13 protein-coding genes are annotated in these 19,398 nt (G+C 65.5%); 7 read left to right on the top strand and 6 right to left on the bottom strand.

Annotated elements, in window-relative coordinates; all coding sequences use genetic code 11:
• Positions 1-124 (top strand): hypothetical protein (locus CFE35_RS21570; protein ID WP_292933848.1); only part of this gene is annotated, 124 nt, incomplete at its 5' end.
• Positions 125-327: 203 nt separating this feature from the next.
• Here the strand turns inward: CFE35_RS21570 and CFE35_RS21565 are convergent.
• The 5 genes from CFE35_RS21565 to CFE35_RS21545 all read right to left on the bottom strand — a co-directional run bounded on the left by CFE35_RS21565 (position 328) and on the right by CFE35_RS21545 (position 10,408).
• The gene (locus tag CFE35_RS21565) at positions 328-711 is read right to left on the bottom strand and encodes a hypothetical protein (protein WP_292933844.1); all 384 of its coding nucleotides are present in this window, start codon (positions 709-711) and stop codon (positions 328-330) included.
• A gap of 590 nt (positions 712-1,301) precedes the next feature.
• A complete protein-coding gene (locus CFE35_RS21560; protein ID WP_292933842.1) occupies positions 1,302-2,735 on the bottom strand; it encodes a glutamate synthase subunit beta in 1,434 nt (477 codons plus the stop codon).
• Between the two features lie 17 nt (positions 2,736-2,752).
• Positions 2,753-7,393, bottom strand: a complete 4,641-nt coding sequence (gene gltB, locus CFE35_RS21555; RefSeq protein ID WP_292933840.1) for a glutamate synthase large subunit — start codon at positions 7,391-7,393, stop codon at positions 2,753-2,755.
• A gap of 237 nt (positions 7,394-7,630) precedes the next feature.
• On the bottom strand, positions 7,631-9,115 hold the full coding sequence (locus tag CFE35_RS21550) for a hypothetical protein (RefSeq protein ID WP_292933839.1): 1,485 nt from the start codon (positions 9,113-9,115) through the stop codon (positions 7,631-7,633).
• 60 nt (positions 9,116-9,175) lie between these two features.
• On the bottom strand, positions 9,176-10,408 hold the full coding sequence (locus CFE35_RS21545) for a TIGR04063 family PEP-CTERM/XrtA system glycosyltransferase (RefSeq protein WP_292933847.1): 1,233 nt from the start codon (positions 10,406-10,408) through the stop codon (positions 9,176-9,178).
• Between the two features lie 110 nt (positions 10,409-10,518).
• Between CFE35_RS21545 and CFE35_RS21540 the strand changes: the two genes are divergently transcribed.
• The 4 genes from CFE35_RS21540 to CFE35_RS21525 all read left to right on the top strand — a co-directional run bounded on the left by CFE35_RS21540 (position 10,519) and on the right by CFE35_RS21525 (position 13,740).
• Complete coding sequence (locus CFE35_RS21540; protein WP_292933837.1) at positions 10,519-10,689, top strand: hypothetical protein; 171 nt, start codon at positions 10,519-10,521, stop codon at positions 10,687-10,689.
• Positions 10,682-12,091, top strand: a complete 1,410-nt coding sequence (locus tag CFE35_RS21535) for a putative O-glycosylation ligase, exosortase A system-associated (protein WP_292933835.1) — start codon at positions 10,682-10,684, stop codon at positions 12,089-12,091. The genes CFE35_RS21540 and CFE35_RS21535 overlap by 8 nt, the downstream gene beginning before the upstream one ends.
• A complete protein-coding gene (locus CFE35_RS21530) occupies positions 12,088-13,182 on the top strand; it encodes an acyltransferase (RefSeq protein WP_292933834.1) in 1,095 nt (364 codons plus the stop codon). The genes CFE35_RS21535 and CFE35_RS21530 overlap by 4 nt, the downstream gene beginning before the upstream one ends.
• Positions 13,183-13,281: 99 nt before the next feature.
• Positions 13,282-13,740, top strand: coding sequence for a MaoC family dehydratase (locus tag CFE35_RS21525; protein WP_292933833.1), 459 nt, complete (start codon positions 13,282-13,284; stop codon positions 13,738-13,740).
• Positions 13,741-13,818: 78 nt separating this feature from the next.
• Here CFE35_RS21525 and phaZ read toward each other — a convergent pair whose 3' ends face one another.
• On the bottom strand, positions 13,819-15,066 hold the full coding sequence (gene phaZ, locus CFE35_RS21520; protein WP_292933831.1) for a polyhydroxyalkanoate depolymerase: 1,248 nt from the start codon (positions 15,064-15,066) through the stop codon (positions 13,819-13,821).
• Positions 15,067-15,247: 181 nt separating this feature from the next.
• Here phaZ and CFE35_RS21515 point away from each other — a divergent pair, with 181 nt between their 5' ends.
• Together CFE35_RS21515 and CFE35_RS21510 are read left to right on the top strand one after the other, a co-directional pair.
• The gene (locus CFE35_RS21515) at positions 15,248-17,050 is read left to right on the top strand and encodes an ABC transporter transmembrane domain-containing protein (RefSeq protein WP_292933829.1); all 1,803 of its coding nucleotides are present in this window, start codon (positions 15,248-15,250) and stop codon (positions 17,048-17,050) included.
• A gap of 97 nt (positions 17,051-17,147) precedes the next feature.
• On the top strand, positions 17,148-19,298 hold the full coding sequence (locus CFE35_RS21510) for a M13 family metallopeptidase (protein ID WP_292933828.1): 2,151 nt from the start codon (positions 17,148-17,150) through the stop codon (positions 19,296-19,298).
• Positions 19,299-19,398: the final 100 nt, after the last annotated feature.

Below are 19,398 nucleotides of genomic sequence, written 5' to 3'. Positions count from 1 at the left end.
CGAAATCGACGGTGCCGTCTACTTGCGCAACGTGCCCGAGGGCCTGAAGGCCGGAGACTTCGCCGAAGTGCTGGTGGAAGACGCCGACGCGCATGACCTGTTCGGGGTCATCACAAAGGCCTGAGCCTCCAACGATCCTCAGTCTGAAACAGGGAAATAGGCCTTCGCCGCACGGGGGGGAATAGCGGCTCAAGCAATGCGCGAAGGACACAGCCTTCGGTGGGCATGCAAGCTATGCGACCACCACTGCCCACACTTCAAGGCCAGCTTTATCTGGGCGGAAGGGGGCTTGGCAGAGCCACACGAGAGGGAGCTAACTAACTCCAATCAATGAAATAATTGCAGATCCTTGAAGTCACGCTTTTCAGTGATCATTTCCGCAAAGTGCAGGAGATCATCGAATTTTGAATGGCGCAGATCGAGAACGCTATCATGGATCATGCCCATTTCTTCGGAATCTTCGCCAAATGCCTCCTCGGCATCGCGGATGATTTCAGACAGCTGCACGAGAATCTGCGAGAATGATTCATTCAAGGCATTGATTTTGTTGGAATGAATCAAAACCTCATCCCATTTTTCCGCGATCGACATTGCACCCCCCACAAAATCATCTGCATCCTTCGGAAACCTGCCGACCTTCACGAACCCCCGGAGGATCAGCGCGATGTCATGCCACCAGGCATCGGCCCCGCACCAAGCCATTGCAGCCAATGGCGCCCATGCTCAGACGCCGAGCGCGTGACAGCCGAACGGGTGCCAAACGGCCTGCATTTCTCGATTTCAAACACGTGCGCGGCGCATAGGTCTGCCCAGATTTCCTGTCGTCAGGATCATCAACGAGCGGGGCAGGAATTTATTCTGAAAAAAATCACTTCCGGGTACTTAAGTACCCCGAAATACCTGCATACAAGGCAAACAAGCCAGCTGATCGCTGGCGCGGACAGCTCCTCGACCTTCTGGTTGGAGTATCGGCCACAGGTGCAAGAGCCCCCTGATCCCTCCCCAGAAAACCTCGTCATTCCAGCGAAGTGTGGGGGAAATGACGTAGGGTAGCGGGGATGACGAAGCGTGGGGAAGACGCCGAAAGCGTGAGGGCACGCACAGGCACGACGAAGGGTTGCAAGGGCGATGGCCCTTGCCCGCCGGAGGCATTCTTCTGCTGAGGAATTACCCCTCCGTCAGCGCTTCGCGCTGACACCTCCCCATTTGTGCTTCGCAAAAATGGGGAGGAGCTGGTGGGGTGAGTGGGGCGTGCCCCTTCACCACTTTCAGTGGCCCCGCTCCCCGATCCGGGGAGGAACTTAGCGCGGGAGTTCGCTCACGCCCATCAGGGCTTCGTCCACGGCGCGGGCGCATTGGCGGCCTTCGCGGATGGCCCAGACGACGAGGCTTTGGCCGCGGCGCATGTCGCCGCAGGCGAAGACGCGGTCGTTGCTGGTGTGGTAGTCAGCCGTGTTGGCCTTCACGTTGCCGCGTGCATCGAGTTCGACGCCGGCTTGTTCGAGCATGCCTTGCTTGCGCGGGCCGACGAAGCCCATGGCGAGGAAGATCAGGTCTGCGGGGATGACGAAGGTGCTGTCTGGCACTTCCTCCATCTTGCTGCCGTTCCATTCGACGCGGACGCATTCGAGGCCGGTCACGTCGTTTTCGCCAAGGACGCGCTTGGTGAGGACGGCGAATTCGCGTTCGACGCCTTCTTCGTGGCTGGAGGAGGTGCGCAGCTTGAGCGGCCAGTTGGGCCAGGTCAGCGCCTTGTCTTCCTTTTCGGGCGGACGCGGCATGATTTCGAGCTGGGTGACCGAGAGCGCGCCCTGGCGGTTGGAGGTGCCAACGCAGTCCGACCCGGTATCGCCGCCGCCGATGACGACGACATGCTTGCCGGTGGCGGTGAGCGTGCCGCGCGGGGCGGCGCGGATTTCATCGTCGCCTGCAACGCGCTTGTTCTGCTGGGTGAGGAATTCCATGGCGAAGCGCACGCCGGGGAGTTCGAAGCCGGGGATGCCGATGGGGCGCGGATCTTCCGCGCCGCCCGCGAGGACGACCTTGTCGAAGTTTTCAAGCAGGCTGGCGACCGAGACGGTGACGCCGACTTCGACCGAGGTGCGGAATTCCACGCCTTCGGCCATCATCTGGACGAGGCGGCGGTTGATGAGGTGCTTTTCGAGCTTGAAATCGGGGATGCCGTAGCGAAGCAGGCCTCCGACACGGTCCGACTTTTCGAAGACGGTGACCGAGTGACCGGCGCGCGCCAGCTGCTGCGCGCAGGCAAGGCCCGCGGGGCCGGAGCCGACGACAGCGACCGACTTGCCGGTCTTCTGCGCGGGAACCTGCGGTTCGACCCAGCCTTCCTTCCACCCCTTGTCGACGATGGCGCATTCGATCGACTTGATGGTGACGGGCTGGTCAACGAGGTTGAGCGTGCACGCCGCCTCGCACGGGGCGGGGCAGATGCGGCCGGTGAATTCCGGGAAGTTGTTCGTCGAGTGGAGATTATCGAGCGCGGTGCGCCAGTCGTTCTCGTAAACGAGGTGGTTCCAGTCCGGGATCTGGTTGTTCACCGGGCAGCCGTTGTGACAATACGGAATGCCGCAGTTCATGCAGCGCGCCGCCTGGCCCTTCAGCGTGGTGTCGTCATGCGGAATGACGAACTCACGGTAGTGCTTCAGACGCTCCTGCGGCGCGTCATACGTGCGATCCTTGCGATCGATTTCGAGGAAGCCGGTTGCCTTGCCCATGTTCTTGATACCCTGACTTATTCTGCAGCGACGCTGGCGGCTTCGGCGCGCTCGGCTTCGAGCTGACGAAGCGCGCGGGCGTAATCGCGCGGCATGACCTTGACGAAGCGGGGCAGCGCCTCCGCCCAGTTATCGAGCAGCGCACGGGCGTGCTTGCTGCCGGTGTGGAGGTGGTGGCGCTCGACGAGCACGCGCAGGCGTTCGGCATCGTGGCGCAGCATATCGCCCATGCCGAAGTCGGTCACGTCCACACCGCGCTGCTGCGGCCTTCCGGTGCCGTCGTCCTCGTCGCGCTCGGCCGAGACGGGGAGGATGTCCACCATCGCGGCGTTGCACAGCGCGGGGAAGCGGCCATCAGGATCGTAGACGTAGGCCACGCCGCCCGACATGCCCGCCGCGAAGTTGCGCCCGGTCTTGCCGAGCACGACGACGACGCCGCCGGTCATGTATTCGCAGCCATGATCGCCGGTGCCTTCGACCACCGCGACGGCGCCCGAATTGCGCACCGCGAAGCGTTCGCCCGCGACACCGTTGAAATAGGCCTCACCCGCAATCGCGCCGTAGAGCACGGTGTTGCCGACGATGATGTTGTCCTCGGCCACGCGCTCGACGTGGGCGGGCGGGCGGACGATGACGCGGCCGCCGGAGAGGCCCTTGCCGACATAGTCGTTGGCATCGCCCGTGAGATCGAGCGTGACGCCATGGGCGAGGAACGCGCCGAACGACTGGCCCGCAACGCCGGTGAGCGTGACGTGGATCGTGCCCGAAGGCAGGCCGCGGTGGCCGTGGCGCTTGGCCACTTCGCCCGAGAGCATCGCGCCGACGGTGCGGTTGACGTTGCGCACCTTGCTTTCGATGCGTACCGGCTCGCCGCGTTCCAGCGCAGGCTGGGCAGCGGCGATCAGCGTGTTGTCCAGCGCGGCGTCAAGGCCGTGATCCTGGGTGCCGCTCCAGCCGAGCGTGGTGCCCGGCGCGGGTTCGACGCGGTGGAGGAGGCGCGAAAGATCGATGCCGCGCGCCTTCCAGTGCGTGATCGCGGCGCGGGTATCGAGGCAATCGACGCGGCCGACCATCTCGCCGATGGTGCGGAAGCCGAGTTCGGCCATGATCGCGCGCAGTTCTTCGGCGACGAAGAAGAAGTAGTTGATCACATGCTCGGGCTGGCCGGTGAAACGCGCGCGCAGGACGGGATCCTGCGTGGCGACGCCGACGGGGCAGGTGTTGAGGTGGCACTTGCGCATCATGATGCAGCCCGCCGCGATGAGCGGAGCCGTGGCAAAGCCGAACTCGTCCGCGCCGAGCAGCGCGGCCACCGCAACATCGCGCCCGGTGCGCAGGCCGCCATCGGCCTGCACCGCGATGCGGCTGCGCAGGTTGTTGAGCAGCAGGGTCTGCTGGGTTTCGGCAAGGCCGATTTCCCAGGGCGAACCGGCGTGGGTCAGCGAGGTCAGCGGCGAAGCGCCGGTGCCGCCTTCGTAGCCCGAGATCGTGACATGGTCCGCGCGCGCCTTGGAGACGCCCGCAGCGACCGTGCCGACGCCGACTTCGGAGACGAGCTTGACCGAAATGCGCGCCTTGCCGTTCACGTTCTTGAGGTCGTGGATCAGCTGGGCCAGATCCTCGATCGAATAGATATCGTGGTGCGGCGGCGGCGAGATTAGGCCGACACCGGGCGTTGAATGGCGGGTCTTGCCGATGACCTTGTCGACCTTGTCACCCGGCAGCTGGCCGCCTTCACCGGGCTTCGCGCCCTGGGCCATCTTGATCTGGATGTCGTCGGCGTTGACGAGGTATTCGGTGGTGACGCCGAAGCGGCCCGAGGCGACCTGCTTGATCGCCGAGCGCATCGAATCGCCATTGGGCAGCGGCACGAAGCGATCCGGCTCCTCGCCGCCCTCACCCGTGTTCGACTTGCCGCCGATGCGGTTCATCGCGACAGCGAGCGTGGTGTGCGCCTCGCGGCTGATCGAACCGAACGACATCGCGCCGGTGGCGAAACGCTTGACGATGTCGCTGGCGGATTCGACTTCATCGAGCGGCACGGGATCGTTCGCCGGCTTGAAATCGAGCAGGCCGCGAATGGTCAGCATGCGCGCAGACTGGTCGTTGATCGACTGCGCGAAATCGCGGTACTTTTCGGGGACGTTGCCGCGCACCGCGTGCTGGAGCGCAGCGACGTTCTCCGCCGTCCACGCGTGTTCCTCGCCGCGCAGGCGCAGCTGGTACATGCCGCCGACGTCGAGCATCTTGCGGTAGACCGGGCTGTCACCATAGGCGACCGCGTGACGACGGACGGTTTCTTCCGCGATTTCGGTCAGCCCGACGCCTTCGATGGTGGTGGCGGTGCCGGTGAAGTACTTCTCGATGAAGGCCGACGACAGGCCAACCGCATCGAAGATCTGCGCGCCGCAATAGGACTGGTAGGTCGAGATGCCCATCTTGGACATGACCTTGAGGATGCCCTTGCCGACCGCCTTGGTGTAGTTCTTCTCCACATCGTAGGTCGAGAGCGGCATTTCGCGCGACACGCGGATCGATTCCAGCGTTTCGAACGCAAGGTAGGGGTTGATCGCTTCTGCGCCATAGCCCGCAAGCGCGCAGAAGTGGTGCACTTCGCGCGCTTCACCGGTTTCCACGACGAGGCCGGTCTGCATGCGCAGGCCCTGGCGGACGAGGTGGTGGTGGACAGCGGCGGTGGCAAGCAGCGCCGGCATCGCGATGCGGTTTTCGTCCTGCGCGCGATCGGACAGGATCAGGATGTTCTTGTCCGCGAGCACCGCTTCGGTGGCGGCCCAGCACATTTCCTTGATCGCCATTTCGAGGCCCGCAGCGCCCGTGCTGGCATCCCACGTGGTATCGATCGTGGCGGTGCGGAACGCGCCATCGAGCACGGCTTCGACCGAGCGGATCTTGGCGATATCGGCGTTGGTCAGGATCGGCTGATCGACTTCGAGCCGCTTGTGCGTGCCCGCATCGTGGCCGAGCAGGTTGGGGCGCGGGCCGATCATCGAGACGAGGCTCATCACGAGCTCCTCGCGGATCGGATCGATCGGCGGGTTGGTCACCTGCGCGAAGTTCTGCTTGAAGTAGTCGTAGAGCAGGCGCGAACGATCCGAGAGCACCGCGATGGGCGTATCGGTGCCCATCGAGCCGAGCGGATCATCGCCGGTCATCGCCATCGGTTCGAGGAACCGGGCGATATCTTCCTGCGTGTAGCCAAAGGCCTGCTGGCGATCGAGCAGTGCTTCGGTCGTGACCGGGAGCGCGGCTTCCTCCGGCTCGACCACGGCAAGCTCCTTGAGCTTGTACTGCGCGGAAGCGAGCCACTCCTCGTAGGGCTCCTCGCCCGCGAGCTGGGCCTTGATTTCCTCATCCTCGATGATGCGGCCCTGTTCGAGATCGATCAGCAGCATGCGGCCCGGCTGGAGCCGCCACTTGCGCACGATGTCTTCCTCGCGGAACGGCAGCACGCCGCTTTCGGACGCCATGCAGACGAGATCATCGCGCGTGATCGAGAAGCGCGCCGGGCGCAGGCCGTTGCGATCGAGCGTCGCGCCGATCTGGCGGCCATCGGTGAAGGCGACAGCGGCGGGGCCGTCCCACGGCTCCATCAGCGCGGCGTGGTATTCATAGAACGCGCGGCGCTTGGCATCCATCAGCGGATTGCCGGCCCAGGCTTCGGGGATGAGCATCATCACTGCATGGGCGAGGCTGTATCCACCCGCGAGCAGCAGTTCGAGCGCGTTGTCGAGGCTGGCGGTATCCGACTGACCGTGGGGGATCAGCGGCCACATCTTGTCCAGGTCGGGGCCGAGCAGCTCCGATTCCATGGTGCGGCGGCGCGCGTTCATCCAGTTGACGTTGCCGCGCACGGTGTTGATCTCGCCGTTGTGGGCGATGAACCGGTAGGGGTGCGCCAGCTTCCAGCTGGGGAAGGTGTTGGTCGAGAAGCGCTGGTGAACGAGGCCGAGCGCGGAGACGCATTCGGGATCGCGCAGATCATCGTAGAACGAGCCGACCTGATCGGCGAGCAGCAGGCCCTTGTAGACCACGGTGCGCGACGAGAAGCTCGGCATGTAAAGCTCGGTCACGCCCGGCAGCCCGTGCTTTTCGGCCATGGCGGCGAGCGGGTTCTGCGTCTGCTTGCGGATGGCGAGCAGCTTGCGCTCGAACGCATCCTGATCCGGGCAATTGTCACCGCGCCGGATCACGCACTGGCGCACGACCGGCATCTGTTCGATCACCGTCTTGCCGAGGCCATCGAGCGTGGTGGGCACATCGCGCCAGCCGACAAGGTGCTGGCCTTCCTTGGCAATGAACTTTTCGAAGAACGCGGTGACGAAATCGCGCGCGGCTTCGTCCTGCGGGAGGAAGCACATCGCCACGGCATAATCGCCGGGCGCAGGCAGATCCTTGCCCTCTGCCGCAGCCCAGCGGCGCAGCAGCGCATCGGGGATCTGGATCAGGATGCCCGCGCCATCGCCCAGCAGCGGATCGGCACCGACCGCGCCGCGATGATCGAGATTGCGCAGGATTTCGAGCGCCTGCTCGATAATTCCGTGGCTTTTGACGCCTTTGATATGCGCAACGAAGCCGACGCCACATGCGTCATGTTCGTTACGCGGATCGTAAAGGCCCTGAACCTGCGGAAAACCCATCACAATTTTTGCCCTGCACACGGCCGCCCAAAACCGGCCTGGTTGACACAGACGCGCGAATCACGTCGCCCGGAGGACAACGAAAATTGCGCGAGAGCCCCCCATGACTGCAGGAATGTTATTTTGCAACTGCGCGGCGCGAATTGCCCGAAGGGTCGCGCGGCAAACGGCCGGGAAATACGCATGCAGGCCGCCGGCACCCCATTGCGCGGGGTAGCCAGCGGCCTTGCCGTAGCGTCAGGCGCGCGCGGTCATGCGCTGAAGCGTGGCGAGTGCGGAGCGCAGCGCCTCGTCGGTTTCGAATGGCCCCGATGCCGCAAGGGACGCCCCGGCGGAAGCCGCCACCTGCGGTGCGGCGCTGTCGGCGATCTGGTCCGAACGCAGCGTGGCCGCAGCTTCAGCCGGGGCTTCAGCTGGCAACCTGGCAGCGGGCCGACTGAACGGCGGCGCGCCATCGCTGACAAGGCTGTGATCAGCCTTGGCGTCAGCAGGCGTATCGCCCGGAGCCATCGCGCCCAATCGGCGCAGGAGCATATCGCGCGCCGAACCTTGCTGCGGCGCTGAAGCCGGGCTGGCGGACGGCTGGGGTCCGGAGAACGGGCCGGGCACGTATTCCGGTGCGGCCAGAGCTTCGGTTTCCTGCACACCTGCATCCGCGTCGGTATCAGTCGGGGCACTGCGGGCAGCCATGGCGAGCGCCAGCCGCTCGATCAGTTGGACAAGGCCGAGATTTTCCAGCGGCGCGGCGGCGACGGGAGACCAGCTGCCATTCGGAAGCTCCGGGAGCTTTTCGGCGAAGCCGGTGGGCAGCTGCGGGGTGGCCGCAATCAGCGTTGGAGCCGCAGGATGCGGGAGGACTGCCGCTTCGGGCGCGGCTTCTGGGTGGGTTTCAGGTTGGGATTCCGAGGCAAGTTCCTGCGGCTCCGCATCCGCTTCCGGCACATCGCCATCAGCGTCGTCGAACTGCTCCGCCAGATCGAGCACGGCAAGATCGAGCGGCTGGATTGTGCCGGTACTGCCGGGCGTGAATTCCGGCATCCACGCAGCCGCTTTCGGCAGATCCGCAAAAGGCTTGCGGCGCAGCAGCGGGGCTTCTGGCTCGGCCAGGTCTTCTGCGCCGGTATCGGCCAGCGTATCGGCGAAGGCTTCCGTCAGCACCAGCGGGCGGCGCGGCGGCGCATCGGGGTGGGCATCGCGGGCGCGGACTTTGTAGGGATCGGCGACAGCCGGGGCCGGGGTCGGGGCCGTTGCCGGACTCACTTCGGGTTCGGCAACGGGCGGGGGCGCGGCAACGACGACCGCCGGAGCTTCGCTGCGCTGACGCAGACGCAGGCCCAGCACGAGGCCGAGCAAACCACCTACCACGGTCAGCGCAAAGGCTACCAGCACATGCGCGGTGAAGCCGAGCGGCGGGGCCGCGGCGGGAACCAGCGCGGGGAGGCCCAATTTCACAACCAGCGCGCCCAGCACTTCGCCGGAGATGGCAAGGCCGCCAAGGCCGAACAGCGCAGCAAACCAGATCGCCGCGAACGCCGGGAACAGGCGGTGCGCCGTGACGGGCGGCTGCGGGGCCTTGCGGCGGCGCTGTGCCAGTGCGGGGGCTGCATCGCTCGTATTGCGGCGGCGCTGGAAGATGGACGACTTCGGTGCCTCGACCAGATCCTCGGGATCGGGCATGGCCCAGCTTGTCGTGGCCTGAACCTTCTGACGGAAAGTACCCATGGCGCTACTCAGACCCCGGACTGCAAAGAAAACCTCATCCCCTTGGCGCAAGGCCCTGAATCAGGCCGCAGCGCCGGAGATTGCTTGCTTTCGGGTTAACAGGGTTTGGTAAACGGAATCATAACGTGCCGCGTTACGTGACCAATCGTGCGCACGTTCGACAAAGGCGCGGGCCACCGTGCGGCGCGCATCCCACAGGGCGCGCTGGTCCAGCAGCCCTGCCATCGCGGCGGCCAGCCCCGCCGGGTCATCGGGCGGGAAGAGCGTGCCCGTCATCCCGTCCTCGATCAGTTCGCGGTGGCCGCCGACACTGCTGGCCGCAACCAGCTTGCCCTGCGCCATGGCTTCGAGCGGCTTGAGCGGGGTGACGAGATCGGTGAGCCGCATAGCCTTGCGCGGATAGCAGACGACATCGACCAGCGAATAATAGCGATCGACTTCGTGGTGCGGGACGCGACCGATGAAGCGGATCGCGTGGGCGGCGCTGGATGCTTCGGCCTGTGCGCGCAGTGCCGCGTCCGCCGGGCCGCCGCCGACAAGGAGCAGCCGTGCATCAGGTTGGCTCTCCAGGATCAGCGGCATCGCGGCGATCAGATCGTCGAGGCCTTCATAGGGGTAGAAGCTGCCAAGGAAGCCGATCACCGGCCCATCGCCAAGGCGAAGGCTTTGCGCGAGTCCGGCATCGCGTGGCAACGGCTGGCCGAACAGCGCGAGATCGACACCGTTGGGCATGATCGTGATCTTGGCGGCGGGAACTCCGCGCGCGACCAGATCGCCGCGCAGCCCTTCGCAGATCGTGACGACGCCATCGGCGCCGCGCACCACGCGGTCTTCCAGCGCGCGGGTCAGCCGGTAACGCAGCGAACCTTCGCGGCCCGTGCCGTTGCCGACAGCCGCGTCTTCCCAGAAGGCGCGGATTTCATAGACGACGGGGAGGCCAAGACGGCGCCCGGCGCGCACCGCGGCCAGCCCACCAAGCGCAGGGGAATGGGCATGCAGCACATCGGGCCGCCATGCGCGCGCCACGTGTTCGATCTCGCGGGCAAGCGCGCCGATTTCCTGCCATTCACTGAGGCCCGGCGGGCCGGACGGCGTACCGGGCGTGCGGTGGAAGAGCAGGCCATCGTGGATTTCGGGGTCCGCGCCGGTCGTTGGCGCGGTGTGCCGCTGGCCGGTGAGGGCGCGCACTTCATGGCCCAGCCCTTCCTGCGCCTTGAGGATGGCGCGCGTACGGAAGGTGTAGCCGCTTTGCAGCGGCAACGAATGATCGAGGATATGGAGCACCCGGGTCATGATCACCGTCATGGCACGGCAGGACTTAACGCCGCGTCAACCGAGTTTGCCTTATGGGCCGATGGAGACGGTTCGATGGTGAGCCGAATGTTCAATCTGGGCCGGGCTGCATGATCGATATCTTCACCGTGGTGGTGCCGCATGTGCTGATGGCGATTGCCGTCTGGCGCCTGCTGGCCCGCGACGATCTGGACAACGATCCGATCCTGCCGGGGATCAAGAGCGCGCTGGCGCGGCGCGGCGGCAAGACCGCGCCGGGCGAAGGCAGCCCGGATGCTTAATCTCTTTCTCACCGCCTTCGTGACCGCGTTTCTGGCCGCCGGGGTGAGGCGGCCGTTCCTGTTCGTGCTGGCCTACGCCTATATCGATATCGTCGCGCCGCAGAAGGTGACCTGGGGGTTTCTGGCGCATGTCCCGGTCAGCCTGATCGCGTTCATCTGCGCGGTGACAGCATGGGTCGTGGCCGAGAACAAGAACGGCATCCGCTTCTCGCCGCGCCAGTTCCTTCTGCTGATGCTGCTGGTCTACTGCGGGCTCACCACGCGCACGGCCGATTTTCCGGAGGAAGCGCTCGAAAAGTGGGGATGGGTGTGGAAGGCGCTGATCTTTGCGCTGTTCCTGCCGCTGACCGTGCGCACACGCCTGCGGATCGAAGCTCTGGTGTTGATCATGGTGCTTTCGGTCGGGGTCATCGTTATCGGCGGCGGAATCAAGACACTGGCGGGCGGCGGCGGCTATGGCGAACTCAAGCTGCTGGTGAACGACAACACCGGCATTTACGAAGGCAGTACGCTGTCCACCGTGGCGGTCGCGACGATCCCATTGATTGTCTGGCTTGCGCGCTTTGGCACGATCTTTCCGCCGGGCCGACTGGTTGGCCTGTTTGCGCTAGGGCTGGCCTTTGCCTGCTGCCTGATCCCGGTCGGCACCCAGACCCGCACCGGGCTGATCTGCCTCGTCATCCTGGCGGCGCTGTCATTGCGTTCGGTGAAGCGGCCGCTGCTCTACATCGGGATCGTGGCCGGGCTTGCCACAGCGGCCATTCCGTTGCTGCCCGAAAGCTATGTCGCGCGGATGAACACGATCGAGAACCACAAGTCCGACCAATCGGCCTCCACGCGCGTGGCGGTGTGGATGTGGACGCTCGATTTCGTGAAGACTCATCCCTTTGGCGGCGGGTTCGATGCGTTCCGCCAGAACCGCGTCAGCTATGACAGGATCGAAGCAGACACCGCAGGCGACAACAACACCGCGATCAAGACCCAGCGGATCGAGGAAAAGGCCCGCGCCTACCACTCGGCCTATTTCGAAATGCTCGGCGAGCAAGGTTGGCCTGGTTTCGGCATGTGGCTGCTTCTGCACCTGTCGGGTCTGTTTCAACTGGAACTGATCCAGCGCCGTCTGCGTCGCGACACCGATGTGATCAGCCGGTCGGACAGGTCCTTGGCGCTGGCACTGCAATCGGGGCATTGTGTCTACATGTTCGGCGCACTGTTCGTGGGCATTGCCTTCCAGCCGTTCATCTTCATGCTGATCGGGCTGCAGATCGCGCTGGCCATGCAAGTGGCGCGCCGCCGCGCACCGCCCTCGCTATGGCAGCTTCGCGCTGCACAGGGCGCTAACGCGCGTTCCGGGAGCGGGGCAGTGGGTGAGGGCGTGCTGCGCGGCCCGTCCGCCCGATGACATCGCGGTCTCTGCGGCTTGAAGCTCTGACCGGGCTGCGCGGCCTCGCGGCGTGGCTGGTCGTGCTTTATCACATTCGCCTGTCGCTTGCGGGGCTTCTCCCCGCGCCCGTGATCGATGGGCTCGCCAAGGGCTACCTTGCGGTCGATCTGTTCTTCATGCTGTCCGGCTTCGTGCTGTGGCTTACCTACGGCACGCGGCTGGCCGGGGGCGAGCCCGCCGCACTAGGCCAGTTCTGGTGGCGCCGCGTGGCACGCATCTGGCCGCTCCACGCCGCCGTGCTCAGCGGGTTCATGCTGCTGGCGGCAGCCCTCGCATTCACTGGCCGCGATCATGCTGGCTATCCGCTGGGCGAACTTCCGCTCCATGTCCTGCTGGTCCAGAACTGGGGGTTCACGCAAACGCTGGCCTGGAACCACCCGGCCTGGTCCATCAGCACCGAAATGGCGGCCTATCTGATGTTCCCGCTGCTCGCCTTGTCAGGCCGCCGCAAATGGAGCACGGCGGTGCTGGCAGGTGCGACCGGTTTGCTGCTTGGCGGGCTCCATGTGGTCTATGCCGCCACTGGCCATTCCAGCCTGGGCGAAGCGATCACCTCGCTCGGGCTGTTGCGCTGCCTGATCGAGTTCACCGTAGGCACGCTCGCCGCGCGGCTGTGGCTGAAGTGGAACGACACGTCCTCCGCGCCGCGGATCAGCCGGCTCTGCGCTGCAGCCACTGCCGCCACGTTGGGCGCGGGTCTGTGGTTCGCGCTTCCCGAAACGATTTGGGTTCCGCTGGCGCTCCTGCTGGTGCTGCTTTCGCTGGCGCTGGCGCAAGGCCCCATTGCGCACTGGCTCGCGTCCGGCCCGGTGCATTGGCTGGGAGAAGTGAGCTATTCGACGTATTTGTGCCATTTCGGCCTGTTCATCGTGTTCAAGCTGCTGTTCGTTGGCCCCGATCTTCAGCTCGGTGGCTGGCAGTTGGCTGGCTTCATCGGCTTGCTCGCTGTGGTTTCAGGCCTCTCGCACGCCCTGATCGAACTACCCGCCCAGCGCGCGCTCAACGCGTTGCCATCTCGCCTCACCCGCCAGCGGCCCCTGCCCGGTTGATTGAGACCACTGAACGAGCCGCCTGAACGACAGCGTTGAACACGTCGCAACTTGCCGCCATGAACGGTCCACAAACAAGATCCAGCGGGAGAGGCACACATGAAGACAATGGCACCGGGCGCAATCAAGGAACTGGTCGGGCAGGTGGTCGGCACGTCGGCATGGGTCGAGGTGACGCAGGAGCGGATCAACAAGTTTGCCGAGGCGACCGGCGATTTCCAGTTCATCCACATTGACGCGGAGAAGGCCAAGCTGACCCCGTTCGGCGGGACGATCGCGCACGGGTTCCTCACGCTTTCGCTGATCCCTCTGCTGACGCAGGAAAGCGATTGCCCGCGCCCAGAAGGCGTGAAGATGGGCGTCAACTACGGCGGCAACAAGACGCGCTTCCTCGCCCCCGTCCGCTCCGGCAAGCGGGTGCGCGGCGTGTTCAAGCTGCTGGAACTGGAAGAAAAGCGCCCCGGCCAGTGGCAGCAGGTGATGGAAACCACAGTCGAGATCGAAGGCGAGGACAAGCCCGCGCTGATCACGGAATGGATTTCGCAGTTTTTCGTGTGATGTGTTTGCGGTGAAGCATCCTGCCCCTCCCCCAACCCCTCCCCACCGGGGAGGGGAGCAGGGAATAGCGCGGTGCGCTTACGCCACCACGCTCAGCTTGCGGGCCTTGCTGTTGCTCTTGATCCAGCCTTCGACCACCGGGGCGATGGTGCTCCGCCAGCGTGAGCCGTTGAAGATGCCGTAGTGGCCCACTTCGGGCGCGAGGTGGTACTTCTTGAGCTTTTCCGGAAGGTTCGGTGTCACCTTCAGCGCGGCCTTGGTCTGGCCGATACCGGAAATGTCGTCGCGCTCGCCCTCGATGCACAGGATCGCGGTGTCCTTGATCGCCGCCAGATCGACGAGGATGCCGCGGTGGACCAGCTCGCCCTTGGGCAGCGCATGGGTCTGGAACACGACATCGACGGTCTGGAGATAGAACTCGGCCGTCATGTCGCAGACCGCGCGGTATTCGTCATAGAACGCCTTGGCCGCATCCGCGCTCTCGCCGTCACCCTGGATGAGGTGCTTGAAGAGGCCGTAGTGGGCGTTCATGTGGCTGCCCAGGTTCATCGACATGAAGCTGGCGAGCTGGACGAAGCCCGGATAGACCTGCCGCCCCGCGCCCGGATAGTTGGCGGGCACGGTGGTGATCACGTTGTGCTTGAACCACACGAACGGCTTGGTGATCGCGTGATCGTTCACCGCCGTGGGGCTTTCGCGCGTGTCGATCGGGCCGCCCATCATGGTGAGTGTGACCGGGCGGCACGGGTTTTCACGCACCGCCATCACGCCCGTGGCTGCGAGCGCGGGCACCGAAGGCTGGCACACCGCCATCATGTGCGCGCCGGGGCCGATGTGTTCGAGGTAGCCGATGATATAGTCGATATACTCATCAAGATCGAAGCGGCCTTCGGCGAGCGGCACGTATTTCGCGTCCGCCCAATCGGTGATGTAGACCACGCAGCGTTCGAGCATCCGCTCCACCGTGCCGCGCAGCAGCGTGGCATAGTGCCCGCTCATCGGCGCGACGATCAGGAGGCGCGGCGCATCGGCGGGCAGGCCTTCATGCGTGAACTTGCGCAAGTTGCCGAAGGGCTGCTGGATCTCCACCGTCTCGTTCACCGCGTGCGGCGTGCCATCGACGGTGATGACCTTCAGCCCGAAGGCGGGCTTGCCGCGCGGGGCGGCGGCGTGGGCGAAGACCTCCAGCGCGGAGGCCAACATCTGCGTTCCGCCAAACGGCGCGAACGGGTTTTGCGGATGGCCGAGCATGTCTGCCGTCATCGACGCCATGGCGCTGCCCGCATTGAGCATCGAGCGCTGGATCTCGTAAGCCTTGTAGAGCACTGCGAACACCTTTTGATTGTTGCGGAGCCGTATACCGCTCCGATTGTTCCCAGTGTGCCGCACATCTGCACCTGTTGCAACGCACCATTAGCCCAATCGGGACAGGCCAACACCCCAATCGGGACAAGATTGCCCTGCTGCCCTCTTTCAGGCCCCGTCTGCATGGGCTAGGGCACGCGCAATGAACGCCCCGTCCGAGATTATCGAGGCTGCCGAGGCCGCCCCCCGCCCCGCGCGCACGCTCAGCCCCTTGCGGATGCTGCTGCGCGAAGGCGCGTCCTATCCCGGCGAAGTGGCCATTGCCCTCACCGCGCTGCTCATTACCTCGGGCGCGACCATCGCGATCCCGGCCAGCTTCAAGTCGATCATCGACAAGGCGTTCGGCCCCGGTGCCAATGCCGAGACGATCAACGGCGCGTTTCGCTGGCTGCTGCTGGTCGTCATTATCCTCGGCCTTGGCACATCGGTGCGGTTCTACTTCGTCTCGTGGCTGGGCGAGCGCGTGGTGGCGGACATCCGGCTCAAGGTGCAGGGCAACCTGCTGCGCATGCCGCCGAGCTTCTTCGAGACGAACAGTCCGAAGGAAATCTCCTCGCGCATGACATCGGATACCGCGATCATCGAGCAGGTGGTGGGGACCACCGCCTCGATCGCGCTCAGGAATTCGATCACCGCGCTGGGCGGCCTCATTTATCTGTTCACGCTGGCCCCGGCGCTGACCGCCGGGCTGCTGGTGGGCATTCCGGTCGTGGTCGGCCCCATCGTGTTCTTCGGCTCGCGCCTGCGCACGGCTTCACGCTCCAGCCAGGACCGCGTGGCCGATATCGGCGTGCAGATCAGCGAAGTGCTCGGCGCGATGAAGGTCGTGCAGGCGTTCGGGCAGGAAAGCCGCGAGGCAGCCCGCTTTGGCGAGGCGGTGGAGCGCACGTTCGGCGCGGCCAAGCGGCGCATCATGATCCGCTCGATCATGACCGCGATTGTCATCGTGCTGGTGTTCGGCGGGATTGCCACGCTGATGTGGCAGGGCGCGACGGCGGTGGCGAACGGTTCGATCAGCGGCGGCACGATTGCCGCCTTCGTGCTCACGGGCGGCATCGTGGCGGGCGCGGTGGGCGCGCTCACCGAAGTCTATGGCGACCTCTTGCGCGGCGCAGGCGCGGCCGGGCGGCTGAATGAGCTGCTGCTCGAACAGCCCGAGATCACGGCCCCGGCGCGGCCGCTGCACCTGCCGCAGCCGCCGCGCGGGCAGATCGCATTCCAGAATGTCTCGTTCCGCTATCCCAGCCGCCCGGAAGTGGCGGCGCTCGAAGATTTCTCGCTCAGCGTAGAGCCGGGCGAAACGGTGGCCATCGTCGGGCCTTCGGGCGCGGGCAAGTCCACGCTGTTTCTGCTGGCCGAGCGGTTCTACGATCCCCATGCCGGCATGGTGCGGATCGACGGTGTGCCGCTGCCGCAGGCCGATCCCGCCGAAGTGCGCGCCCGCATGGCGCTGGTGCCGCAGGAGGGCGTGCTGTTTGCCGCCTCCGCGCGTGACAACTTGCGCTATGGCAACTGGGGCGCGAGCGATGCGCAGATCTGGGAAGCGGCAGAAGCCGCCAATGCCGCCGCGTTCCTCAAGGAACTGCCGCAGGGGCTCGACACGTTCCTCGGCGAAGACGGCGCGCGGCTTTCGGGCGGGCAGCGCCAACGCATCGCGATTGCCCGCGCGCTGCTGCGCGATGCGCCGATCCTGCTGCTCGATGAAGCGACCAGCGCGCTCGACGCCGAGAGCGAGCGGCTGGTGCAGGACGCGCTCGACCGGCTGATGAAGGCGCGCACCACCTTGGTCATCGCCCACCGCCTCGCCACCGTGCGCGCGGCGGACCGGATCGTGGTGATGGAAAAGGGCCGGATCGTGGAGCAAGGCACCCATGCCGCGCTTTCCGCGCAGGACGGGCTCTATGCCCGTCTTGCCCGCCTTCAGTTCGATAGCGCCGAGGCCTGAGAGGGCCCACTGCCCAAAGCTGGCGGCTGGACAAGCGCACCCTTATGGTTAATGTTGCCGAAGCTTTCATCTGCAACCAAATGGACCAACCACCGCCATGCTGAAGCAAGCCCGGGGCGCATGGGCCGCAGCCGCCCTGTCTGCGCTCGCCCTCCCCTGCCCCGCACAGGCCGATCCTGCGCCGATGGTGGCAGCGGCGACGCCGGGGCAGATCGACGGCTACCGCGTGCCGAACTTCGGCGGGTGGGGCTTCAATCCCGCAGACCTTGATCCGGCGGTGAAGCCGGGCGACGACTTCTTTGCCTATGTGAACGGCAAGTGGGACCGCAGCGAAGTGATCCCGCCGCAATACTCCTTCAGCGGCAGCGCGCTGGGCCTGATCCTTGGGGCAGAGCAAGCCGTGAAGGGCATTGTCGAAGGCCTTGTCGCCGCACCGCAAGCCCCCGGAACGACCGGCCAACGCATTGCCGACAGCTACCGCGCGTTCCTCGATACTGCGGCGATCGATGCCGCCGGGTTGGCCCCTGCCCAGCCCTATCTCGATCGCATTCGCGCCGCCAAGACCCGCGCCGAGCTTGCCGCGCTGTTTGCCCAGCCGGGCTTCCCCTCGCCCGTAGCGTTTCAGGTAAGCATCGATCCGCAGCAGCCCACGGCCAATGCGGCCTTCACCGGAATCGGCGGGCTGGGCCTGCCCGACCGCGACTATTATCTGGTCGACAACGAGCGCAATCGCACGCTTCAGGCGAAATACCGCGAGTACCTTGCGTTCCTGCTGGCCCAGGCCGGCTATGCCGATGCCCCGGCGATGGCGGCGCGCGTCTACGACTTCGAACACAAGATCGCGGTGGCAGACTGGGACAAGGCGGTTTCGCGCGATCCGCTGCTGACGACCAATCGCGTGGCGCGCGCAGACCTGCTCGCGTTTGGCGGCGCTTTTCCGCTCGCCCCGCTGCTCGAAGGCACCGGCCTTGGGCAAGTGGACAGCCTGATCGTCGCCGAAATCCCGCCGAGCGCGCAGAAGATCGCGGCGCTGGGGCTGCGCAAGGACGACCTTGCCAAGCTGGGCGGCGGCTTTCCCGCGCTGATCCGGCTGCTGGGCGAGGAAGACATCGCCGTGCTGCAGGCCTGGGCGGCGGCGCGCTTCCTGTCGGACTATGCCGCCGTGCTGCCAAGCGCCATCGATGCCGCGCGCTTCGATTTCTATGGCAAGACCCTGCAAGGCAAGGAACGCGACCGGCAGCGCTGGCAGCGCGCGCTTTCCAACGTGCAGGCGCAGATGGGCGAGGCCATCGGCGAGGTCTATGTCCAGCAGCACTTCCCGCCTTCGAGCAAGACCGCGATGATGGGGCTGGTGGCGAACTTGCGCGCGGCGCTGGCGGCGAACCTCAAGGATCTGGCGTGGATGACCCCCGCGACGCGCAAAGCGGCGCAGGCCAAGCTCGATCAGTTCACGGTCAAGATCGGCTATCCGGACAAGTTCAAGTCCTACGAAGGCATGAATATCAAGCCCGGCCAGCCGCTCGCCAATGCGATCGAATCCGGGCGCTGGCATTGGCAGGACATGCTGGACGAGCTGAAGCAGCCGGTCGACAAGGCCAAGTGGCTGATGACCCCGCAGACGGTGAACGCCTACTACATGCCGCCGGCCAACGAGATCGTGTTTCCGGCCGCCTATCTCCAGCCGCCCTATTTCAACCCGCAGGCCGATGATGCGGTGAACTATGGCGCGGTGGGCGCGACCATCGGGCACGAGATCGGCCACGGTTTCGACGATGCCGGATCGCGCTACGACGGGACCGGCGCGCTCAAGGACTGGTGGACCGAGGCTGACCGCAAGACGTTCGACGCGCTCGGCGCGAAACTCGCCGCGCAGTATGACCAGCAGTGCCCGTTCGATGGCGGCAAGACCTGCCACAACGGCAAGCTGACACTGGGCGAGAACATCGGCGATCTGGGCGGGCTTTCGATGGCGTATCAGGCCTACCGGCTCTCGCTCGGCGACAAGCCCGCGCCGGTGATCGATGGGCTGACCGGCGACCAGCGCTTCTTCCTTTCCTATGCGCAGGCGTGGCGCTGGAAGTACCGCGAGGCCTTTGCCCGGCAATTGCTCAAGACCGATCCGCATTCGCTGGCCGAAGCGCGGGTCAACGCAGTCGTGCGCAATTTCGACCCGTGGTACGCCGCGTTCGGCGTGAAGCCGGGTGACAAGCTCTATCTCGCGCCGAAGGACCGCGTGCGGATCTGGTAAAAGCGCGCTTTGCCCACCCGTGTGCAACCGGCGATCTGCCTGAGGCTTATACCAACTTGCGTTGCAGTGAGCTCACCTGCCCCTCCCCCGCTCGGGGGAG

It is taken from the genome of Novosphingobium sp. PASSN1 (genome assembly GCF_002278815.1).
Note: the sequence above shows the minus strand (reverse complement) of the source record. Positions and strands in the feature narration are given on the sequence as shown.

Excerpts from the sequence above, each read along its gene's own strand:
- CFE35_RS21525 (WP_292933833.1), top strand. The coding sequence starts at position 13,282 with ATGAAGACAATGGCACCGGGCGCAATCAAGGAACTGGTCGGGCAGGTG.
- CFE35_RS21515 (WP_292933829.1), top strand. The coding sequence starts at position 15,248 with ATGAACGCCCCGTCCGAGATTATCGAGGCTGCCGAGGCCGCCCCCCGC.
- CFE35_RS21550 (WP_292933839.1), bottom strand. The coding sequence starts at position 9,115 with ATGGGTACTTTCCGTCAGAAGGTTCAGGCCACGACAAGCTGGGCCATG.
- CFE35_RS21560 (WP_292933842.1), bottom strand. The coding sequence starts at position 2,735 with ATGGGCAAGGCAACCGGCTTCCTCGAAATCGATCGCAAGGATCGCACG.
- CFE35_RS21540 (WP_292933837.1), top strand. The coding sequence starts at position 10,519 with ATGATCGATATCTTCACCGTGGTGGTGCCGCATGTGCTGATGGCGATT.
- CFE35_RS21545 (WP_292933847.1), bottom strand. The coding sequence starts at position 10,408 with ATGACCCGGGTGCTCCATATCCTCGATCATTCGTTGCCGCTGCAAAGC.
- gltB (WP_292933840.1), bottom strand. The coding sequence starts at position 7,393 with ATGGGTTTTCCGCAGGTTCAGGGCCTTTACGATCCGCGTAACGAACAT.
- CFE35_RS21510 (WP_292933828.1), top strand. The coding sequence starts at position 17,148 with ATGCTGAAGCAAGCCCGGGGCGCATGGGCCGCAGCCGCCCTGTCTGCG.
- CFE35_RS21535 (WP_292933835.1), top strand. The coding sequence starts at position 10,682 with ATGCTTAATCTCTTTCTCACCGCCTTCGTGACCGCGTTTCTGGCCGCC.
- CFE35_RS21530 (WP_292933834.1), top strand. The coding sequence starts at position 12,088 with ATGACATCGCGGTCTCTGCGGCTTGAAGCTCTGACCGGGCTGCGCGGC.